The organism is Janthinobacterium sp. 13 (assembly GCF_002749695.1).
GTDB lineage: Bacteria > Pseudomonadota > Gammaproteobacteria > Burkholderiales > Burkholderiaceae_D > Janthinobacterium > Janthinobacterium kumbetense.
This window is the reverse complement of sequence record NZ_PEEQ01000001.1, coordinates 251,601-268,337: the sequence shown is the minus strand read 5'-3', so window position 1 is coordinate 268,337 and position 16,737 is coordinate 251,601. Positions and strand designations below refer to the sequence as shown.

Here is a 16,737-nt window from a genome sequence, read left to right as displayed (position 1 = left end):
TCGTTCGCGTACAGACGCGTAGAAATTCCGCTGACAGACTGGAACTCCGGGCCTGCATGCGCCCACCCAGCCCACTGCCAGGAGGAAGCGCGACATGACCGAGTGTAATCACATCAATGCCGGCAGGCGCGGCGTGCTGATCGCCGGCGCGCTGTCGGCCACGGCGGTGGCCGTGCCCGGCGTGGCGGGAGCGGCGCAAGCGGTGAGCACGTCCGGCCAGGCGCCGCCCGTCCTGATGCAAGTGAGCCTGGACGTCAACGGCCAGCGCCGCAGCCTGGAACTCGACACGCGCACCACCTTGCTCGACGCCTTGCGCGAACACCTGCACCTGACGGGCACCAAGAAGGGCTGCGACCACGGGCAATGCGGCGCCTGCACCGTCCTGCTCGACGGCCAGCGCATCAATGCCTGCCTGACCCTGGCCGTGATGCATGACGGCGCGAAGGTCACCACCATCGAGGGGCTGGGCACGCCCGACAAACTGCACCCGATGCAGGCGGCTTTCATCGCGCATGACGGTTATCAATGCGGCTATTGCACCCCGGGGCAGATCTGTTCGGCCGTGGCCGCGCTGGGCGAGATCCGCCAGGGCATCCCCAGCCACGTCAGCACCGACTTGAATGCGGCGCCGCAGGCGACGCCGGAAGAATTGCGCGAACGCATGAGCGGCAATCTCTGCCGCTGCGGCGCGTATTCCAACATCATCGAAGCCATCACGGAAGTGGCGGGGAGGCCGGCATGAGAGTGTTCAGCTACCAGAAGCCCGCCACGCCGGCCGAAGCGGCGGCCGCCGCCGTGAACACGCCGGGCGCCAGGTTCATCGCCGGCGGCACGAATCTGCTCGACCTGATGAAACTGGACATCGAAACGCCCGCGCATTTGATCGACGTCAATGGCCTCGCCCTGGACAAGGTGGAAACTACAAAGGACGGCGGCTTGCGCATCGGCGCTCTCGTGCGCAACACGGCGCTGGCGGCGCATGCCACGGTGCGGCGCGATTATGCCGTGCTGTCGCGCGCCTTGCTGGCCGGCGCTTCGGCGCAATTGCGCAACAAGGCGACGACGGCCGGCAACTTGCTGCAGCGCACGCGCTGCCCGTACTTCTATGACACGAACCAGGCGTGCAACAAGCGCGTGCCGGGCAGCGGCTGTTCGGCCATCGCCGGCTTCAGCCGGCCGCTGGCGATTTTGGGCGGCAGCGAAGCCTGCATCGCCACGCATCCCAGCGACATGGCCGTGGCCATGCGCGTGCTCGACGCTTCCATCGACACGGTGCGGGCCGACGGCGCCGTGCGCACCATCCCCATCGCCGATTTTTACCGCTTGCCGGGCAGCACGCCGCAGCGGGAAACCGTGCTGCAGCCGGGCGAGCTGATCACCAGCGTGACCTTGCCCCGGCCCGTAGCCGGCACGCACGTCTACCGCAAGGTGCGCGACCGCGCCTCGTATGCGTTCGCGCTGGTGTCCGTGGCGGCGATTATCTTGCCGGACGGCACGGGCAGGCTGGCCTTGGGCGGCGTCGCGCCGCAGCCGTGGAGAATTGCCGCGGCGGAGCAATCGATGCCCCAAGGCGCCGCCGCCGTGAGCGAACGCCTGCTGGCCGGCGCCGCACCGACGGCAGACAACGCCTTCAAGGTGACCCTGGCGCAGCGCACGATCGCCGCCGTGATGGCGCAAGCATCCGCACAGAAAGGCTAGGACCATGAAATTTACGACACCGGCGACCACCAATCCCATCGACCAGTTGAAAGTCGTGGGCCGCCCCACGGACCGCATCGACGGCCCCCTGAAAACCACGGGCACGGCGCCGTACGCGTATGAGCAGAACAAGGCCGCGCCGCACGCCGCCTACGGCCATGTCGTGGGCGCGGCCATCGCCAGGGGCCGCATCGCCTCCATCGATACGGGCGCGGCGCGGCGCGCGCCCGGCGTGCTGGCCGTGGTGACGGCGGAATCGGCTGGGAAATTGGGCAAAGGCAAGATGAACACGGCCAGGCTGCTGGGCGGCCCCGAGGTCGAGCATTACCACCAGGCCATCGCCCTGGTGGTGGCGGAAACCTTCGAACAAGCCCGCTCGGCCGCGCAGTTGCTTGACGTTAAGTATGTCGAACAGCCGGGTGTTTTCGACCTGGCCAAGGCGAAGAATACGGCCACCAGGCCGAAGGATGGCCAGCCCGACAGCAAGACGGGCAACTTCGCCGGCGCCTATGCCCAGGCCCCCGTGCGCCTGGACGCCACCTATACGACGCCCGACCAGTCGCACGCCATGATGGAGCCGCACGCTTCGATTGCCGCCTGGGAAGGGGATAAATTGACGGTGTGGACGGCGAACCAGATGGTGGACTGGGGCCGTGGCGACCTGGCCCGCACGCTGGGCGTGCCGAAAGACAAGGTGCGCATCGTCTCGCCCTACATCGGCGGCGGTTTCGGCGGCAAGCTGTTCGTGCGCGCGGAAGCCTTGCTGGCAGCCCTGGGGGCGCGCGCGGCGCAGCGTCCCGTCAAGGTGGCCCTGACGCGGCCCTTGATGTTCAACAACACGACGCACCGGCCCGCCACCATCCAGCGCCTGCGCCTCGGCGCCATGCGCGATGGCAAGATCACGGCCATCGGCCATGAATCGTGGTCGGGCGACTTGAAAGGGGGCCAGCCGGAAACGGCCGTGATGCAGACGCGGCTGCTGTACGCGGGGCCGAACCGCATGACGGCCATGCGCCTGGCCGTGCTCGATTTGCCGGAAGGCAACGCCATGCGCGCGCCAGGCGAGGCGCCGGGGCTGATGGCGCTGGAGGTCGCCATGGACGAAATGGCCGACAAATTGAAAATGGATCCCATCGTCTTTCGCATCCTGAACGACACGAAAGTGGACCCGGAAAAACCGGGCAGACCGTTTTCCCAGCGCCGCCTGATCGATTGCCTGCGCACGGGCGCCGTGGAATTCGGCTGGAAGGAGAGGTCGACGCAGCCGGGCATGCGGCGCGACGGCCGCTGGCTCGTGGGCATGGGCGTGGCGTCCGCCTTCCGCAACAACCTCGTCATGCCGTCCGCCGCCCGCGTGCGCCTCGATGGCAATGGCATGATCACGGTGGAAACGGACATGACGGACATCGGCACGGGCAGCTACACCATCATCGCGCAGACGGCGGCGGAAATGCTGGGCGTGACCTTGACGCGGATCGTCGTGCGCCTGGGCGACTCGGATTTCCCCGTTTCGGCCGGTTCGGGCGGGCAGTGGGGCGGCAACAGTTCCACGGCCGGCGTGTACGCGGCCTGCGTGCGCCTGCGCCAGGCCATCGCCGCCAAGCTGGGTTTCGATGAAAAAGAGGCGCGTTTTTCCGACGGCCAGGTGAGCCAGGGCGAGCGCAGCGTGCCGCTCGCTGCCGCCGCCTACCATGGCGACGTCGTCGCGGAAGACCGCATGGAATATGGCGACCTCGATAAAAAATTCCAGCAATCGACGTTCGGCGCGCATTTCGTCGAAGTGGGCGTGGACAGCGACACGGGCGAAGTGCGCGTGCGCCGCATGCTGGCCGTGTGCGCGGCCGGCCGCATCCTGAACCCGAAAGCGGCGCGCAGCCAGGTGATCGGCGCCATGACCATGGGCGTGGGCGCGGCCCTGATGGAAGAACTGGTGGTCGACCAGCGGCGCGGCTACTTCGTCAACCACGACCTGGCCGGCTACGAAGTGCCCGTGCACGCCGACATCCCGCACCAGGACGTCATCTTCCTCGATGAAACGGATCCCATGTCCTCGCCCATGAAAGCCAAGGGCGTGGGCGAACTGGGCATCTGCGGCGTGGCGGCCGCGATCGCGAATGCCGTCTACAACGCGACGGGGGTACGCGTGCGCGACTATCCGCTGACCCTCGACAAGCTGCTGCGGGGGCTGCCCGTCATGACCTAGCCTCGGCCTGGCGTCCTGGCGTCGCCGCGCGCGTGACAAAGCGTGTATTTTCGGTAATTTTCAAGTGCTATGCTCGGAACGCATCTTGCGGGGCAGGTTTCAGGTCCGCAAGGCCATGCCGCCAGGAGAATGCATGAACAGCTCACCAATGCCGCCGCGGATACTGATCGTCGATGACGAGCTGGCGCACGTGCGCGCGCTGTGCGACACCTTGCGCGGCCAGGCTTACGACACAACGGGGCTCGCCTCGGGCGAGGCGGCGCTGTCGCTGCTGGCCGTCGAATCGTTCGACCTGCTGCTGGTCGACCTGATGATGCCCGGCATGAACGGCATCGCCGTGGTGGAAGCGGCGCGCAAGATCGATCCCGACCTGGCCTGCATCATCATGACGGGAGAAGGCACGATTGCCTCGGCCGTGCAGGCCATGCAGGCGGGCGCGCTCGATTACGTCGTCAAACCGTTCAAGGTGTCGGGCATCCTGCTGATACTGGCGCGGGCGCTGGAAACGCGCCAGTTGCGCATCGCCAATGCGCGCCTGGAACTGCTGCTGCGCCAGCACACGGCAGAACTCGACGCCATGAACAAGGATTTGCAGCTGGCCCGCGAAGTGGCCGAGCGGGCGAACCAGGAAAAGACCAATTTCCTGTCCAGCATGAGCCACGAGCTGCGCACGCCGCTCAACGCCATCCTGGGCTTTTCGCAGATGCTCACGTCCGATTCCATCCCCTCGACGGCGCAGGAAAGGAAAACCTTTGCCTCGCACATCTTCGGCGCCGGCCGGCATTTGTTGACCCTGATCAACGATATCCTCGATATCGCCAGGATCGAGTCGGGCAATATGTCGCTGTCGATGGAGCCCGTGGACCTGGCCGGCATCTACCACGAATGCTGGCAAATGATGGAACCGCTGGCGCACAAGCGCGGCATCACCCTGACGTTCGTGGAAGCGGTCGGCCTGCATGTGCTGGCCGACCGCACGCGCCTCAAGCAGGTGCTGATCAACCTGCTGTCGAACGCCGTCAAGTACAACCGCGAACAGGGCGAAATCCATGTCGATTGCCAGCCCGTCGATGCGCACCGGCTGCGCCTGTCCGTGCGCGACACGGGCGCCGGGCTGAGCGCCGCGCAGCTCGAGGCGCTGTTCCAGCCCTTCAACCGCCTGGGACGCGATGCGCGCGACGAGGAGGGCACGGGCCTGGGACTGGTGGTCAGCAAGCGCCTGGCCGAAGCCATGCAGGCCAGGCTGGGCGTGGCCAGCACGCCGGGGCGCGGCAGCACTTTCTGGCTCGATATCGCCAGTTGCCCGGCGCGCCAGCCGCTGCAGGAAAGCCCGCGCCTGCCCGCCATTGCCCGGCCCGCCGAGCCGATAGCGTTGCCGGAGCGCAAGACGCTGCTGTATGTGGAAGACAATCCCCTGAACGTGACCCTGGTGGCGGGCCTCATCCATTTTCGCCCCGATCTCGACCTGCTGTCGGCCGGCGACGGGCAAACGGGCCTGGAGATGGCGCGCCGCCGCCTGCCGCAGCTGATACTGATGGATATCGACCTGCCCGACATCAGCGGCACGCAAGTCATGCAGCTGCTGCGCGCCGATGCCCGCACGGCGCATATTCCCGTCATCGCCCTGACGGCCGTGGCGGGGCCCGGCGATATCCGCCAGGGGCTGGCGGCCGGTTTTTACCGCTATCTCACCAAGCCGGTCGACGTGGTGGCGTTTTCCGAGGCCGTCAACAGCGCGCTGGAGTCGGCCACGGCGCAGTGCAGCGCATGAGCGGCCCGACGCCAGCGCGGCGGACGGTCTGGCTGGCGGCCGCACTGCTGCTGGCGATGCTGGCAGCCATCGCCTTGTGGCGGCTGTTTGCCCGTCCCGCGCCGCCGCCCGGCCCCGTGGAAGAGCTGCGCCTGGCCGTGAACGCGGAATACGTTGGCAGCTGCCCCGTGCTGGCCGCGCACGGGCAGGGCTATTTCGCGCGCGAAGGCATCCACGCGCGGCTGCAATCCTACTCGTCGGGCAAGGCGTCGCTGGAAGCCGTGTTGCAGGGCCAGGCCGACCTGGGCACCGTGTCCGATATTCCCGTGGTGCTGGCGAGCCTGAAGAACCAGTCCGTCGTCATCATCGCCAGCATCTTCGAGGCCGAACGCGACCACGGCATCGTGGGGCGCCTGGACCGCGGCGTGTCCACGCCCGCCAGCCTGAAGGGCAAGCGCATCGGCGTGACCCTGGGCACCTCCGGCCAGTTCGCGCTGGACGCCTTCCTGAACCGCCAGAAGCTGCTGCCCGGCGAAGTCACCCTGCACAACTACGCGCCGGACCAGCTGGCCGCTGCGCTGGCCCGCGGCGAGGTCGATGCGGCGGCCGGCTGGGAACCGTTCCTGACGGCCATGACGCACGCCATCGCGGGCAAGGCGGCCATCTTCTATGGCGAGGACGTGTATGCGGGCCTGTTCAACGTGGCCGGCGCGGGCGATTACGTGCGTGCGCACCCGGCGACGATGCGCAAGGTGCTGCGCGCGCTGATCGCCGGCGCGCGCTTTTGCCAGGACGAGCCCGACGCCGCGCGCGCCCTGTTTGCCAGGGCGTCGGCCAGCGAGGCGGCGCGCCTGCAGGCGGCCTGGCACGGTTATCAGTTTGGCGTCGTGCTCGACCAGGGCTTGCTGCTGGCGCTGGAAGACGAGGCGCGCTGGGCCATCAAGAACCGCCTGGGCGAGCGCGGCGACATGCCGAACTTCCTCGACGCCGTCTACCTAGATGGCCTGGAAGCCGTGGCGCCATCGGCCGTGACGGTCATTCATTGAGAGGGCCACCGTGAAAATCGTCACGCGCTTCAAGCTGGCCCAACTGTTTTGCGTGGTGCTGGTGGCCATCATCGTCGCCGTGCTGTTCTCCACCACCATGGCGATGCAGCGCGAACTGGCGAAGAACAAGGCGGCGGCCGATATCCTGCAAGCCGTCACGTCGCTGCGCTACCTGTCGATCGAATACGCGCTGCACCACGGTGCGCGCACGCGCGCCCAGTGGCAGCTGCGCAGCGAGTCGCTGTCCACGGGGCTGCTGGCCACGCCCGCCTTCAACGGCGACGAAGAGCGCAAGCTGCTGCGCGAATTGCAGGGCGACCTGGCCGGCGTGGGCGGCCTGTTCGAGCTGTTTGTCGCGAATCACCGCGAGCTGGGGCAGGACCCGCAGCGGCGCGAGGTGCTGGGCGAGCTGGAAGCGCGCCTGTCGGGCCAGATCATGGGCAAGGTGCAGGGCATGATTTCGGATGCGATGCGGCTGTCCGAATTGAGCCGGCAAGGCGTGCTGGAGGCACAGCAGCAAGCCAACGTGGCCGTGATGCTGTTTGGCGGCATGATCATCGCGCTGGTGGCCGGCCTGATCTACTTCACCATGACCAGCGTCACGGGACCGCTGGAAAAGCTGCGCCAGGGCACCCTGATCGTCGGCGCCGGCAAGCTCGATTTTGCGCTCGGCGTGCACACCAAGAATGAGATCGGCGACCTGGCGCGCGCCTTCGACGGCATGACGGAAAAGCTGCGCCGCACCACCGTTTCGCGCGACGAGCTGGCGCACACGAATGCCGCGCTGGAAACGCAGATCGCCGAACGCCAGCTGGCCGAGCGCAAGGTGCATGAACAGCTCGAGCGCCTGAACCTGCTGCAGCAGATCACGCGCTCGATCGGCGAGCGGCAGGACTTGCGCAGCATCTTCCAGGTGGTGGTGCGCAGCCTGGAAGAGCAGCTGCCCATCGATTTCAGCTGCATCTGCCTGTATGAGCCGTCGCAGCACGCGCTGCAGGTGACGTGCGTGGGCGTGCGCAGCGAGGCGCTGGCGCAGTCCTTCATGATGAGCGAACACGCGCACATTCCCATCGACGAAAATGGCCTGTCGAGCTGCGTGCGCGGCAAGCTCGTGTATGAAGCCGACATCGCCGATGTGGCGTTTCCGTTTCCGCAGCGGCTGGCGCAAGGGGGGCTGCGCGCCCTCGTCATGGCGCCGCTGCTGGCTGAAAACACGGTCTTCGGCATCCTGATCGTGGCGCGCCGTGCCGCGCACAGCTTCACCAGCGGCGAATGCGAATTCCTCAGCCAGCTGAGCGAGCATGTGGCGCTGGCCGCCAACCAGGCGCAGCTCTATGGCGCGCTGCAGCGCGCGTATGACGATTTGCGCCAGACCCAGCAGTCGGTAATGCAGCAGGAGCGCCTGCGCGCGCTGGGGCAGATGGCCAGCGGCATCGCACACGATATCAATAACGCCATTTCCCCCGTGGCCCTGTACACCGAGTCCTTGCTGGAGACGGAAACCAATCTCAGTCCGCAGGGCCGGCATTGCCTGGAAGTCATCGAACGGGCCATCGACGACGTGGCCGCCACCGTGGCGCGCATGCGCGAATTCTACCGCCAGCGCGAACCGCAACTGGCGCTGTCGCCCATCAATGTCAACCTGGTGGTGCAGCAGGTGCTGGACCTGACGCGCGCGCGCTGGAGCGACATGCCGCAGCAGCGCGGCATCGTCATCGCCCTGCGCATGGAGCTGGCGGACGGGTTGCCCATGCTGCCCGGCAGCGTGGGCGAAATCCGCGAAGCGCTGACGAACCTGGTCTTCAACGCCGTCGACGCCATGCCGGAAGGCGGCACCCTGACCGTGCGCACGGCCTGCATCGGCGCGCCGGGCCAGGCCGGGGTACGGCAGGTGCAGGTCGAAGTGGGGGACACGGGCATCGGCATGGACGAGAATACGCGCCGCCGCTGCCTGGAGCCGTTTTTCACCACCAAGGGCGAGCGGGGCACGGGCCTGGGCCTGGCCATGGTGTACGGCATGATGGAGCGCCATGGGGCCGGCATCGACATCGTCACGGCGCCGGGGCAGGGCACGGCGGTGCGCCTGGCGTTTCCCGCCTGCGCGGAAGGCGAGGGGGTCGAAGTGCCCGACACGGCCCACGCCGTGCCGCCGCGCCTGCGCATCCTCGTGGTGGACGACGACCCGATGGTGCTCAAGTCCCTGCGCGACATCCTGGAAATCGACGGCCACGACGTGGTGTCCGCCGATGGCGGCCAGGCCGGCATCGACTGTTTCCTGGCCGCCTGCGACAGGGGCGAGCATTTCGCGGTGGTCATCACGGACCTCGGCATGCCCCACGTGGACGGGCGCAAGGTGGCCAGCGCGGTGCGCCAGCATTCGCCGGCCACGCCCATCATCATGCTCACGGGCTGGGGCCAGCGCCTGGCGGCCGACAGCGACTACCCGGAACACGTCAACTGCGTGCTGGGCAAGCCGCCCCGGCTGAAGGAATTGCGGCGCGCCTTGAACATGGTCATTTCGACGGGGTAGGTGGCGAGCTCGTTCGAGCCAGATCGTCCTTGTTTAATCTGTATCAAGCTTCGCTGCGATCGCCGCACAGCGGCGTGACGACTCACTAGACTTGTATAGATGGACCCGTCATTCCAGCCTTTGCCAAAGGAGTGAGGAGTATGTCTGTTGTCTGTCCAAGCGAGTCAAACGTCTTGTCCTTAATTAAGGCGATACTGTGATCATACCGAGACCCCCGCCAGAAGCAGCACCTGTCCCGACGTATAGCGCCGATTCGCTGAGCAAGAAAATAGCGATCCTCGATCTCGTGACGACCTTGACATATAAACTGGCCGTTGCAGTGGGCGCCATCGTCACGCTGACCTATCTGTTTGACATTCAGTTTTTTCCCAGCAGCTTGACCCCAGGCGAAGCGGTATTCTTTATCTTTGTGGCACTGATGTTTGGTTTTCTGTACTGTATCTTCCTGTTGTTCGGGGCCATGTCCGCAGTGTGGCTGCTCCAGCTGTGCTCCTGGCTGGAAAAGCGGGTTTCCAGGAGGTACGCTGCCTGTGGTCAGGCGCCCCTGTTTGTCGTTCCAGCCGGGCTGCGTGGCGTTGGCTATTGCCTGGTATCGCTGTTCTTTTTTTTGCTGTCCTTGCTGTATGCATTCGCCGGTGCTAGACCTTCTTTGTTTTTACTGATATTGATCTTTTTCTGTGCGGGTTTTCTTACCCTCTTTCTAGGCACGGCTGGTACGCAAGCGGGTATCACGGTCGCAGGTGCGCAGCCGAAGCCGCAGCGCAGATTGGCGCAGCTTGCCGCAGTGTTTGTCGCACCGCTGGTACTCGTGCTGTTCTTCGGGCCGTTCATGAAGATGGTGCATATGGCTTTCCAGCTATTGGGTGTGCGTATTCCCGACGTCAGCATCGAAGTGCCCGAGACCGAGCTCGGTGAAATCGAGCGCGTCACGGAAGTCGTCGGCCGCCCCATCCTTGACTGCCGTAGGAGCGCCGGGGGGCGATTGCTGGTACATCATGCCGATGTATTGTGGACCGGCGTTGGCGGCATGGCGCTTGTCACGTTCAGCGTACGCACGAAGCCGGAGGCCGGCATTTTCAGCCCTGAGCCGGTCGTCCTCAAGGTTGCCACCTTGCGTCTGGATGCGGCCACGATGCGCATCATCAAGAGCCGGCCTGTCTTGAATCCCTGTTTCGACCTATCCAACGACTTGCTGTTCAAAACCGGCAGCGAGCAATTATTGCCAACGGCACAACCGCGTCTGCAGGCTCTTGCCTCAGCCATTCTGGCATCGGGTACGCCGCGTGACATTATGGTGCGCGGCCACAGTGACGCCCGTCCTTTCGCGGGCAGTATTGCTGGAAAAGCCGTGGATAATCAACGTCTATCGGAGCTGCGCGCAGAGGCGATTGTCAATGTACTCAGAACTGCGTTGGATGGAAAGAATCTGACAATGCGATCGGAAGGGGCGGGTGCGCGGGAGCCGCGCGTGAAATGCCCTATTGAGGCAAGCACTACCGCATATGAAACGGAACAGTGCAATGCCTTGAACCGCAGGGTGGAGGTGCGCGTGCTGTACGCGCAAACGCAGTAAGGCGAGCAGTGGCAGCGGCGTTTGCAGCCGTTTCCGCAACTCGCCTGGCGTGTTATGCCGTTGGATGCGATATCAGAACCGGTACGTCAACGTCCCCCGCACGCTGCGCGGCATGCCATACGTGCCTTGTGCGTAGGTGTTGATGTTGATGTACTTCTTGTCCAGCGCGTTTTCCACGTTCAGCTGGGCCGTCAACTGGCGCGACAGCTGGTACGTGGCCATCAGGCTGACTGTGCTGTAGGCTTCCTGCGTCACTCTTTCCTTGCCGTTCGGGCCTTCGTCGTCAAAGTAGAACTTGCTTTGCCAGTTGACGCCGCCGCCCACCGTGAGGTTGGGCTTTACCTTCCAGGTGGTGAACAGGCGCGCCGTCGAGCGGGGCGACAGGGTGTTGATATCCTGTTGCTCGCGGTCCCTGGCGCGGAAGTGGCTGGCGCTGGCCGTCACGTTCCAGTCCGGCGCCAAGCGGCCAGACAATTCCCCCTCGATGCCGCGGCTGGTGGCGCCGCGCGCCGCGTAGTACGCCTGCGTGGTGGTGCCGGGAATCCTATGCGCGCCGTCCGGCTGGGCCAGCTTGTCCTGCTTGATTTCAAAGATGCCGATGGAACCGTTGGCCCGGCCCCCGGCCAGTTCTCCCTTCAAGCCCACTTCCATGCTTTGCCCCGTCAGCGGGTCCAGCCAGGCGCCCGTACGGTCCTGGTTTTCCTGCGGGCGGAAGATGTCCGTATAGCTGGCGTAGGCCGAGTATGTCTCATTGAGATCGATCACCACGCCCGCGTAGGGCACGAACTTGCTCTTGGCGAAGGCAAAGCGGGCGCTGCCGTCAAAGCCGATGCGGTCCTTGTCCCAGCGGCTCAAGCGCCCGCCGAGTATCAATTTGGTGTTGTCGGCAAGGTTCAGGCGCGCCGCGCCATACGCGCCATATTGTTTGGTCGTGTATTTTTCCGACAGCACGAGTTCGCCCCAGGCCGGCTGCGGGTAGCTGCCATCCCAGGCGAGGAAATTGCCGATCGGTTCAGGGTCGAGCGCTTCCTTGACGCTGAACTCGGCGTGCTGCACCGTGTAGTTGGCCCCGACGATGACTTCATGCTGGCGTCCGCCCAGGGTAAACGGGCCGGACAGCTTCACGTCGGCGCTGCTCTGGTCGCGCGCGCCGATGTAGCGGTTCGGGTAGCCGAGCATGCCCAGGCCCGTGATTCTATCGGGCCGCTCCGCCAGGAACACCAGCGGCGTGTCTTCCGTGTGCTTGCTGTACATGGCTTGCGCCTGCGCTTTCCAGCCCTGGCCCAGCGCATGTTCGACGGTGGCGTGCACATTCGTCTGTTCCGTGGCCCAGGCGGCCCAGCGGGGCGCCGTCGTGACGGACCGGTCGAAATTGGTGCGCGTGCCGTCGCTGTACCACAGGGGGAAACCGCCCCAGTTGCTGCCTTTCGGGTCGTTCTTCTGGTAGCTGGCGCCCAGCATGGCCACGGTGCCGGGCGCCAGGTCCGCTTCGACGGTGGCGTAGACGAGCTGGCGCTGGTTCGAATAGCCATTGGTAAACGACTTGCGGTCTTGCCAGGCGCCGGCCACGCGGCCGCGCACGGAGCCGTCGGCATTCAACGGCGCAGCCAGGTCGAGCGTGCCCCGGTAATCGCTCCACGAGCCGGCCGCCAGCGACCATTGCCCTTCGAATTGCCTGGCGCTGGCCCGCTTGCGCACCAGGTTGATCGAGGCGGACGGGTAGCCGGCGCCCGTCAGCAAGCCCGTGGCGCCCCGCGTCACTTCCACGCGGTCGTAGATCAGCGAATCCATTTCCGACTCGCCGCCCGAATACTGCACCTTATACGTGGTGGGCACGCCGTCGTACTGGAAATTGTCGACGTCGAAGCCGCGCGCGGAAAAGGTGCTGCGTTCCGTGTCGAACTGGTTGACGGCGATGCCGGGCGTATTGCGCAGCACGTCGCGCACCGTCAGCAAGTCCTGGTCGTCCATGCGCTGGCGCGTGATGACGCTGACCGATTGCGGCGTCTCGCGCAGCGACAGCACCAGGCCCGTGGCGCTGGCCGTGGCCGGCGTCGTGTACGAGCCCGTGCCTTCCGTGCTCGTGCTGCGCTCGGCCGTGGCGCGCACGGCGATGCCGGGCAGGGTGGCAGCGTCGGCCGCCGAAGGCAGCTTGCGCACGGCGTAGTGGCCGCCGCCCTGGTCGACAGCGTATAAGCCGCTGCCATCGAGCAGGCGGGCGAAACCGTCGGCCACCTGGTAGTTGCCGTTCAAGCCGCGGCTGTTCAAGCCCGCATACAGGCTGGCGGCGCCGGAAATGCTAACCCCGGCGTCGGCCGCAAACGCGGACAGGACGGCACCGAGGGGGCCGGCGGCCACCTGGTAGTGGCGCGCGGGCGCCTGTTGCGGTTGCTGCTGGGCGGATGCGGGCGCGATCAAGGCCAGGCTGCCCAGCAGGGCCAGGGTGATGCTGGTGTGGCGGTAGTGCTTCATTGCTTGTTTCCCTTCGTTCATGTGTTGGTCCTGTGTGGATTGACGGGGCACATGACGGAAAGGGACATTCTTCTCAAAAATTCTTATGCGGGCTCGACAGAAATCCACCAACGGCTGTGGCGCCGCACGCGGATGGGCAGCGACGCTTGCAGCAGGGCCAGCAGGGCGTCCGTGTCGCGCAGCTGGTACACGCCCGACACGCGCAGCCGCGCCACGGCCGGATCGCAGCGCACCACTCCGTGGCGATAGCGGGCCAGCTGCGCCAGCACCTGCTCCAGCGGCGTGTCGTCCGCGTACAGCAAGCCCTTGAGCCAGGCGGCTGCGTGCGGCGCCAGCGGCTGCGGCGCGCCGGCGGCCGTTTCATCGAAACTGGCTTGCCAGCCCGCCTGCACGGTGACGGGCCGGCCTTCGGCGGGCCGCACTTCCACGGCGCCCTGCGAGACGGCCACGTGGGTGCGCGCGCCCAGCAGGCTGTCGTCCTGGCGCACCGTGAAGCGCGTGCCCAGGGCGCGGATGCTGCCGTTGCTGGTGCGCACGATGAAGGGACGCCCGAGGGGATCGGGGCTGGTCGCCACGTGTATCTCTCCGCCGCGCAGCTGCACCAGGCGCAGGGACGCGCCGAAGACGACGTCGGCGGCGCTGGCCGTATTCAGGCTCAGGCCGCTGCCGTCGGCCAAGGTGAGGTGGCGGATTTCGCCTGTCGCCGTGCGCAGGTCGGCCGTCCATGCCTGCCATGGCGCCACGCGCAGCATGGCCCAGCCGGCTGGGCCGGCGACGATCAGCACGGCCAGGGTCTTGAGGACGGCGCGGCGCTGTGTGCCGGACGGGCGGTCCAGCACTTGCCTGGACAAGGGCATGGCCAGCGGCGGGGGCAGCATGCCGAAGGTGCGGCACACTTGCTCGGCCCGCTGCCACGCCGTCTCATGGTCGGGGTGGGCGGCGCGCCAGCGGGCCAGCCCCTGTTGCGCGGCAGCGTCGAGTTCGCCGCCTTGCAGGCGCATCATCCAGTGCGCCGCTTCGCGCGCGGCGCGTGCATCGAGGGCCGCGCTCATGTCAGGCCAGCAGCAGGATGCATTGTTCGAACGCCTGCACCATGTAGCGCTTGACGGTGCGCTCGCTTACCTTCAGGCGCACGGCGATGTCCGCATACGCCATGCCTTCCAGCTGCGACAGCAGGAAGGCCGTGCGCACCTTTGCCCCCAGGCCGTCGAGCATGGCGTCGATCTGGTGCAGGGTTTCCAGGATCAGCAAGCGGTCTTCCGCCGACGGCGTGACGGGGGCGGGCAGCTGCGCCAGGGTGGCCAGCCAGGCCTGCTCCAGCGACTGGCGGCGGTAATGGTCGATCAGCAGGCGGCGCGCCACGGTGGTCAGGTAGGCGCGCGGCTCGCGCAGGGTGACGGCGCGCTCGCCGGGCGTGGCCAGCAGCTTGATGAAGGTATCCTGCGCCAGGTCGGCCGCGTGATCCGTACAGGACAATTTGCCGCGCAGCCAGCGCAACAGCCACGGATGGTGCTGGCCATACAGCTGACTCAATGACATGGGGCTTTGAGAATCGGCGGCAGGCGATACGGCATACGTCACGGCACACTCCAGGTTGGCGCGGAAGTCCCGTGCCGCTGGCGCATGCAGGCTCTTCTTAAATGCGAATGGTTCTCATTTTACATTGACGTGCCCGAATGTCAATGCGGCAGCCGGATTGGCATGGCAATCATGGGCTTTCCGCTATACTGGCCCCCCAATATTGCTGCCCCTGGCCGAAAAACACCATGGACCTGAGTACCCACGCCGCCGTCGTCAATTGCGAAGCGTATCGCGACGGCAAGAAGATCGCGCACTTTGATATCGACAAGGTGGGCGACTTCCTCGGCGACCCCGATTGTTTCGTGTGGATCGGCCTGGCCAGCCCCGACGTCACGGCCATGCACGCGCTGCAGGCGGCCTTCGGCCTGCACGAACTGGCCGTCGAGGATGCGCAGGGCGCGCACGAGCGCCCCAAGCTGGAAGAGTACGGCGACACCCTGTTCATGGTGATGCACACGGCCACGCTGGATGGCGAGGCCATCGTCTACGGCGAAACCCACGTCTTTCTCGGCCCCCGCTTCATCATCACGGTGCGCCACGGCGCCTCGGCCGGCTATGCGAAGTTGCGCGAACGCAAGGAAAGCATGCCCGAGAAGCTGGCCAGCGGTCCCGGTTACGTGCTGTATTCCATCATCGATTTCATCGTCGACCAGTATCAGCCCTGCATCGACCATTTGCAGGCCCGCTTCCAGCACCATGAGCTGCAGCTGTTCAAGCCCAGCTTGAGCGAAGACAAGCTGCAGGATTTCTACCAGCTCAAGACGGAGCTGCTGAAGCTCGACGCGGCCGTCAATCCCCTGCATGACATCTGCACCCAGCTGATCCGTTTCCATGGCGATATCGTGCCCAAGGAAAACCGCATCTATTACCGCGACATTCTCGACCACGTCAAACGGGTCACGCATACGGCGGGGCAGATGCGCGAGCTGGTCAATTCGGCCATGCAGGTGGCGCTGGGGCAGATTTCCATCCGCCAGAACGAGGTCGTCAAGCGTCTGGCCGCCTGGGCCGCCATCCTGGCCGTGCCCACCATGGTCTTCAGCCTGTACGGCATGAACTTCGAATTCATGCCGGAGCTGAAGTGGCGCGGCAGCTATCCGGCCGTGATCGTCGTCATCATCGCCGGCTGCTGGTGGCTGCACCGCCGCCTGAAGCGCGAAGGCTGGCTGTAGCCGGCAAGCTTACGCTGCGGCCACCGCGCCCGCCGCCTCCAGGATCAGCGCCGCCACTTCCACGGGGCGCGAAGCCAGCGAGGCGTGGCTGGCGTTCAGGGTGATGACCTTTCTCGCTTGCAGGCGCGCCGCCATGCGCTCCTGGTTGACGGGGGAAATCATGCGGTCGGCGCTGGACACCTGGTACCAGCTGGGCTTATGTTTCCAGGCCGGGTCGCTGACGGTGTCGCCGAAGGTGCTGGCCAGCGGCGCCTTCTGCACCACGCCCAGCACGGCGCCTTCTTCCGCGTCGAGGTCCTGGCAAAAGCTGTCATGGTATTGCTCGGGCTTGACCCACAGATAGCCGTCGCTGTCGCCTTCCAGGCTGGCCGCGCCCAGGGGCGGGTGTTCCTGCGTGATGCTGCCCGGGCTTTCGCCCGCGTCGGGGGCAAAGGCGGCGATGTACACGAGGCCCGCCACATTCGGCGCATTGCCGGCCACGCTGATGACGGCGCCGCCGTAGGAGTGTCCCACCAGCAACACCGGGCCATCGACCTGCGCCACCATCTTGCGCGTGCGCTCGGCGTCGTCGGCCAGCGACGTCAAGGGCAGTTCGACGGCGCGGATGGCCGTGTGGCCGTGGCGCCGCAATTCGACGATGACGCGGCTCCAGTGGGCGGCGCCGCCCCAGAAACCGTGGACGAGGACGATGGTGGCTTGCTTGCTCATGCGG

The 16,737-nt window shown here is 66.1% G+C and carries 12 protein-coding genes; 8 read left to right on the top strand and 4 right to left on the bottom strand.

Annotation, left to right across the window (positions count from 1 at the left end; translation table 11 throughout):
- The first annotated feature begins 94 nt into the window (after positions 1 to 94).
- The 7 genes from paoA (at position 95) to CLU94_RS01055 (ending at position 10,800) form a co-directional block, all read left to right on the top strand.
- On the top strand, positions 95 to 742 hold the full coding sequence (gene paoA, locus CLU94_RS01085; RefSeq protein ID WP_099664257.1) for an aldehyde dehydrogenase iron-sulfur subunit PaoA: 648 nt from the start codon (positions 95 to 97) through the stop codon (positions 740 to 742).
- On the top strand, positions 739 to 1,698 hold the full coding sequence (locus tag CLU94_RS01080; RefSeq protein ID WP_099664256.1) for an FAD binding domain-containing protein: 960 nt from the start codon (positions 739 to 741) through the stop codon (positions 1,696 to 1,698). Before paoA ends, CLU94_RS01080 begins: the two co-directional genes overlap by 4 nt.
- A gap of 4 nt (positions 1,699 to 1,702) precedes the next feature.
- Positions 1,703 to 3,901: an aldehyde oxidoreductase molybdenum-binding subunit PaoC gene (gene paoC, locus CLU94_RS01075; RefSeq protein WP_099664255.1), complete on the top strand. Its 2,199-nt coding sequence runs from the start codon at positions 1,703 to 1,705 to the stop codon at positions 3,899 to 3,901.
- Positions 3,902 to 4,034: 133 nt separating this feature from the next.
- Positions 4,035 to 5,672, top strand: coding sequence for a response regulator (locus CLU94_RS01070; protein ID WP_257218631.1), 1,638 nt, complete (start codon positions 4,035 to 4,037; stop codon positions 5,670 to 5,672).
- Entirely contained in the window at positions 5,669 to 6,697 is a 1,029-nt protein-coding gene (locus CLU94_RS01065) for an ABC transporter substrate-binding protein (RefSeq protein ID WP_099664253.1), read from the top strand. The genes CLU94_RS01070 and CLU94_RS01065 overlap by 4 nt, the downstream gene beginning before the upstream one ends.
- A 10-nt stretch (positions 6,698 to 6,707) precedes the next feature.
- Positions 6,708 to 9,227 carry an ATP-binding protein gene (locus CLU94_RS01060; protein WP_099664252.1) on the top strand — a complete coding sequence of 840 codons (2,520 nt, stop codon included), beginning with the start codon at positions 6,708 to 6,710 and terminating at the stop codon, positions 9,225 to 9,227.
- A gap of 196 nt (positions 9,228 to 9,423) precedes the next feature.
- Positions 9,424 to 10,800, top strand: coding sequence for an OmpA family protein (locus CLU94_RS01055; RefSeq protein ID WP_099664251.1), 1,377 nt, complete (start codon positions 9,424 to 9,426; stop codon positions 10,798 to 10,800).
- 72 nt (positions 10,801 to 10,872) lie between these two features.
- Here CLU94_RS01055 and CLU94_RS01050 read toward each other — a convergent pair whose 3' ends face one another.
- From CLU94_RS01050 to CLU94_RS01040, 3 genes are all read right to left on the bottom strand, one after another.
- A complete protein-coding gene (locus CLU94_RS01050; protein WP_257218630.1) occupies positions 10,873 to 13,293 on the bottom strand; it encodes a TonB-dependent siderophore receptor in 2,421 nt (806 codons plus the stop codon).
- Positions 13,294 to 13,355: 62 nt separating this feature from the next.
- Positions 13,356 to 14,324 (bottom strand): FecR domain-containing protein, encoded by a 969-nt coding sequence (locus CLU94_RS01045; RefSeq protein ID WP_099664249.1) that lies wholly within the window; start codon positions 14,322 to 14,324, stop codon positions 13,356 to 13,358.
- A 1-nt stretch (position 14,325) separates the two neighbouring features.
- On the bottom strand, positions 14,326 to 14,853 hold the full coding sequence (locus CLU94_RS01040) for a sigma-70 family RNA polymerase sigma factor (RefSeq protein WP_257218629.1): 528 nt from the start codon (positions 14,851 to 14,853) through the stop codon (positions 14,326 to 14,328).
- 185 nt (positions 14,854 to 15,038) lie between these two features.
- Here CLU94_RS01040 and CLU94_RS01035 point away from each other — a divergent pair, with 185 nt between their 5' ends.
- Complete coding sequence (locus CLU94_RS01035; RefSeq protein WP_099664247.1) at positions 15,039 to 16,025, top strand: magnesium and cobalt transport protein CorA; 987 nt, start codon at positions 15,039 to 15,041, stop codon at positions 16,023 to 16,025.
- Between the two features lie 9 nt (positions 16,026 to 16,034).
- On the opposite strand, the gene CLU94_RS01030 is transcribed toward CLU94_RS01035, so the two are convergent.
- The gene (locus CLU94_RS01030) at positions 16,035 to 16,733 is read right to left on the bottom strand and encodes an alpha/beta hydrolase (protein WP_099664246.1); all 699 of its coding nucleotides are present in this window, start codon (positions 16,731 to 16,733) and stop codon (positions 16,035 to 16,037) included.
- Positions 16,734 to 16,737 lie beyond the last annotated feature (4 nt).